The 4,968-nt window shown below is 64.6% G+C and carries 4 protein-coding genes; 1 reads left to right on the forward strand and 3 read right to left on the reverse strand.

What is annotated here, in order from left to right; all coding sequences use genetic code 11:
• Positions 1-21: 21 nt before the first annotated feature.
• Entirely contained in the window at positions 22-1,074 is a 1,053-nt protein-coding gene (locus ACYVK7_RS17775) for a tyrosine-type recombinase/integrase (RefSeq protein ID WP_460889054.1), read from the reverse strand.
• A gap of 71 nt (positions 1,075-1,145) precedes the next feature.
• On the opposite strand from ACYVK7_RS17775, the gene ACYVK7_RS17780 reads away from it, so the two are divergent.
• Complete coding sequence (locus ACYVK7_RS17780; protein WP_460889057.1) at positions 1,146-2,036, forward strand: ATP-dependent DNA ligase; 891 nt, start codon at positions 1,146-1,148, stop codon at positions 2,034-2,036.
• A gap of 36 nt (positions 2,037-2,072) precedes the next feature.
• Here the strand turns inward: ACYVK7_RS17780 and ACYVK7_RS17785 are convergent, their stop codons facing one another.
• Together ACYVK7_RS17785 and ACYVK7_RS17790 are read right to left on the reverse strand one after the other, a co-directional pair.
• Positions 2,073-2,657 carry an SOS response-associated peptidase gene (locus ACYVK7_RS17785; RefSeq protein ID WP_460889055.1) on the reverse strand — a complete coding sequence of 195 codons (585 nt, stop codon included), beginning with the start codon at positions 2,655-2,657 and terminating at the stop codon, positions 2,073-2,075.
• A 296-nt stretch (positions 2,658-2,953) separates the two neighbouring features.
• Complete coding sequence (locus ACYVK7_RS17790; RefSeq protein WP_460889056.1) at positions 2,954-4,798, reverse strand: hypothetical protein; 1,845 nt, start codon at positions 4,796-4,798, stop codon at positions 2,954-2,956.
• Positions 4,799-4,968: the final 170 nt, after the last annotated feature.

Here is a 4,968-nt window from a genome sequence, read left to right on the forward strand (position 1 = left end):
ACGAACACGAAACCGACCCGGCTACGCTACGGCTGGCCGCCTGACCACACGAAGACGTGTCCACTTCTCGGGGCGAAGGCCCGTGAACGCCGGATCCGCCAGCAACCGCGCAGCCGCTGTGTGTCGCAGATCGTGCAGCGTCCAGTTCGAGCCCAGCGCGGTGTTCGCGCGCTGCAACACCGCCCGCGCCGCGTGGTAGCTCAGCGGTCGCGGTGTGCCCTGCCGCGTCCACCACACCGGTCCGCCATGCTCGATCGGCGGCCGCTCCTGCTGCAGATACAGCGCCAGCCACACGAACGAGTCCACACTCGCCGGGATGACCTCCCGCAACCGGCTGCCCTTGCTGACCACCGTGATCGTGTTGGCCCCAGCATCCAGGTCGGTGCCGTGGCACAGACCAAGCAGCTCGGTGGCGCGCGCACCGCTCGACAACCAGAATGAGACCAGCGCCCGGTCGCGGTGGCTTCGCAATGCCCCGAACAGCGCATCGGCGGCATCGTCCGGGATCGCCCGCCAAGCCGGCCGAGGCGTCTTCTGCCGGTAGGTCGCCCGCTGATGGCGAACGAAGTTGTCCATCGGGTTGTGGTGGGCGTTCAACCGCCCGCCCGTCGCGCGGCTTCGCTGCGCTGGCACCGGGTTCACCAGCGGCCCAAGCCCCGCCGCGCAGGCCCACTCGTAGAAACCGAACAGCACGCTCAACTGATGATTGATCGTCCGCGCCGCATACGTCGAACCGAGTCTCGCCTTGCCGGTGACCGGATTCACCGACCCCGCCGGTGTCGCATCGACACGGCGATTCAGCCGCTGCGGCACTGGTGCCTCGCGCAACATCTCCACGAACTCGCGCACGTCGGAACGCTCGGCCAGCTCCCACGCAGTCCAGCGGTCGTGCAGGAACCGGAACCAACGCAGCAGGTCGTATGCGTAGCTGCGCAACGTCGCCGGCGAGCAGTCTGAAACATCCAGCTCGCGGAGGAACCCGGACGCTCCCGCATGCTCGTTGTCTGGGAACACCACGCGCCACCGCAGACCCTGCTCGGACTCCACCACCCGGCCCAGTACGACACCCGCCACCGACACACCCTCCTAGTCCGGCACCGATCACGCCAATCGGGCACCCAAGAGTTCAGTCAACTAGCCGCCTGATCGTCACGAGCGATCCGAACGGCACGAAGCTGTGGTCGCGGCGCGGCACCGACTTGTCGACGGCGTTCCCTGAGATCACGGCAGCATGCGTTGACCAGCTCGCGCCCGGGACCGTCCTCGACGGCGAGGTCGTCATATGGTCCGCTGACCGCCTCGACTTCGGCGCTCTCCAGACGCGTATGGGCCGCGGTCCTCGCAGCGCCGCCGCGCACGCGGCCAGTCACCCGGCCTCATACGCCGCATTCGACATCCTGGCCAGCACTGGTCGGGATATGCGCCCTCTGCCGTTCGACGAGCGCCGACGCCTCCTGGAACAGCTCGCCGCCGCCTGGCGACCGCCACTGAACCTGTCACCGGTCACGGACGATCGCGATGTCGCCATCGAATGGTTCGAGACCTACACGGCCGCCGGCATCGAAGGCCTCGTGATCAAGGGCGGAGCCCAGCCCTACCCGGCCGATCAGCGTCTCTGGTTGAAGATCAAGCATCGCGAGACGGTCGACGTCGTCTGCGGCGCGGTGATCGGCACACGCTCATCGCCACAGGAAGTCATCGCGGGCCTCGCGATCGACGGCGAGCTACGGATCGTAGGGCGGACGACGCTCCTGTCACCGTCGGCACGCCGTGCCCTGACGCCCTGGCTCGCTCCACCAGCGGGGAAGCACCCGTGGCCGGCCCAGGTGCGCCGGACTGCGCTGGCGCGGCTCCATGCCACGGGGAGGGACGTCGTCGACCTGACTCTCGTCGAGCCGATCGTGGTCGAGGTGAGGGCCGACGTGGGGTGGGACGGGCAGAGCTTCCGGCACCTCTTGCGCTTCCTACGGCCCCGTCCCGACGCCGAGGTCGGCAGCATCCGGCCGCCCGGCGTCACTGGCTCTCCTGCCGCGTAGATGGTGCCGGTTGCGTAGCCGGTGAAGGGTAGGGGCTTAGTCGATCGGCCTGACCAGGTCGGGGCTGTCGTTGCATACGTTGCCCACGGCCATGTCGACCTTCACCGGAGCCAGGTGCGGCTCCGGGATAGACGCGATCAACGCATCGACCTGATCAGGGTCGGTCAGCTCCGGGTCGAGCCAGGCGTCCCACTTGTCGTCGGGCAGCAGCAGCGGAGAACGGTCGTGAATTTGCCCGAGCGTGTCCGTGGCGTTCGTCGTGATGACGGTCAGCGACCACAGCCAGCGATCGGAGTCTTTGTCGCTCTTCGTCGGGTCGCGCCACAGCTCGTACAAGCCGGCCGCCGCCAGCGGCGCGCCGTCGGGATCGGTCAGGTAGAAGGGCTGTTTGCGCCCCTTGCCGGATTCCGGTGCCTGCCACTCGTAGTAACCGTCCATCGGCACGATCAAACGCCGTCGGGAGGCCGCCTTGCGGAAGGCAGGCTTCTCAGTGATCGTCTCGACCCGGGCGTTGATCATCCTGGATCCGATCTTCACGTCCTTGGCCCAGGACGGCACCAGGCCCCAGCGCAGTGTGCGCAACTGCCGCATCGCGTGACTGCCTTCGTCGCGCTCGAGCACGGCACGTACGTCGTTCGTCGGTGCGACATTCCATGACGGGTTTTAGCTCGTCGCCGATCAGTTCGGCGATATGGAACCGGTCTGCGATCTCCTGGTCGCGACGCGCGTTGGCGTATCTCCCGCACATGCCCGCCAGTCTGTCCGCAGTTGGGCGGACTCGCGCGCTGGCACCTCCTCACATGCTCGATTTCTAGACGCATGGGATATGCGGCCGGCGGGATCGCGCCTAAATCTCAGATCGTCGGTGGCGGATCGAATGCGATCCCCGAGATCGGCAGACGATGGCTAGTCAAATGTTAAGAATCGCACGGTCGAGCAGGGTCTTGTGGAACACAGTGGACAGTCAAATGCGAACCGAAAGGATACGAAGGCGCCTGGATCTCGCCCGCCCTGTGCGCAAACTGACTTCGAATCTTGCGGGTGTCTTCGATGCGCAGGCTCGCGATGGCCGACGACGCGAGCTGACCAGCGATATCGAAGCCATGGGCATTAGCCAGTGCACGGACCTTCCGTAGGTGCGTGATCTGAGTAGCATCACCCTCGAGAAGTGATGCGCCCAGCGCCACAGCGGCGTACAAGACGTCACCTTCAGTCAGTGTGCATTCCTGCCCACGCGTTGTTCGATGCCGTAATTCGAGTAGGGCGAGTAAATGCTCCTCGGGTCGTGCGTCGGAGACCGTATCGGCGACTCGCTCGTATGCCTTAAGATCCATTTCGAGCGGCTCGCTCACTGAATCCCCGGTTCTAACAGTCACCGAGCGGATTTCGTCCCCACATGTAGTAGCAAGACTCAGGGCCGTGTAGAACACTTGCTCATCTGTAAGGGCTGCCTCGATGAGCCACGCTCCGTCGCGCACCTCAGATGTATGGATATCAAACCCGCGCACGCTCTCCAGCCAGAAGGTTGCAAACTCCGCTTGTGATAGGCCGAACTGGGCAGCGTCGTCCGATGAGAGCGGCACATCGACGCCTGCTCGATCGAGCGCCTCGTTAAGTGCCCAGTTGATCGCCATCAATGTTTCGATAAGCGCGAACATGCGGTCGAGATAGTCTTCGACGGGCAGGATCTCCTGATGGCTCCTGAGTTGAATGACGACGGTGTCCGTCGCATCATCGATATCCAATGCGCGTCCGTGATGTGCAGAGTTGCGCAGGTGCGAGGGCATGTCGGCAAACGTGTTCGGCATCTTTCGCAAGAGGTCCGTTACGAGTTGCGTGCTGTCCTTCTGTGTGAATCTTCGATAGCTGTCCGGGCTGTTCGACTCGCCGGTGAGGAGTCGGTACCAGGCGAGAACTGGTACTGCGGCTTCATAGAGCTCGCCAACGGTCTTGACCAACCGCCTCAGTTTTGTAGCTGCCCTCACATCTTGGTTCGCGATCTGGGTGAACTGATCGAGTGTTTCGAAGATATCTCGCCGAAAGATGGCCAGATCGTCGAGAGAACCTGCCATCGAAACGATCTCAAGCAATCGCCGTTCGTTGCGGCAGCATCCGATGGCTTCACCTAGCTTGGTCGCGAGGGCCGCAGGGTCCAGGTAGGCGTCGGTGACGAGCTCGACGATGAGGTAGTCCAGTCCGGGACCGGCACCTACTTCTACCTGGGTCACTGCGCTCGCGTTTCGGACCCCCGTCGCAGTAAGGGCGGCGAAATCCATGTCCGGATAGCGGGTGCCGAGCGAACGCATGGCGCGCCGGATCAGCGACGGTTCAGCGGCCTGATCGCTGAGCACATCGATCGCTTCGGTGATCATGCGCATTGCGGCCGGAGCCGCCGGCGAGTTGTCGAGGATGGTCTGGCCCTGGACGGCGAGAGCTTGCGCCCGTGAGATGTCGGGCGTTGTCACTGCCTCCCGGTAGATCGGCCAGAGCCGTGCCAGTTCTTGCGCGACCGCCAAGTAGGCACGAGCTTCCGCCGTTGGCCGGCGCCGTGAGTCGGTTTCAAGGGCGCCGATCAGGTCATGCAGTCGTTGGACGGTCATGGCGAGCGCCAGAGGCGCGGCGGGTAGGGGACTGCTGCTCAGGATCGCGCTCGAGAGCCCGGCGAAGAAGTCGTCAAGGAAGGCTTCGAGCTCGTCTTGAGCGTTGGTTGACCGTGCCCCCGAATCGCCGGGATGCAGGGATCGCAACTCGGCCTCGACCATCCGGATTCTCTGTCGTCGACCGACCACGTGCCCGTTGACCTCACCCGGACGTGGCTCTTGGCCGCAGTCGGGGCAGGGCATCTCCAACACCCAGGGCCCCGGCAAAGTCATGACTGTAGGAGTGCGTGGATGGGCCGGTCGATGTCTCTGGCGTGATGGCGCAGGGCTTG

This window comes from Promicromonospora xylanilytica (assembly GCF_054782895.1).

Coding starts and splice junctions, on each gene's coding strand:
- ACYVK7_RS17790 (WP_460889056.1), bottom strand. CDS start 4,798: ATGGTCGAGGCCGAGTTGCGATCCCTGCATCCCGGCGATTCGGGGGCA.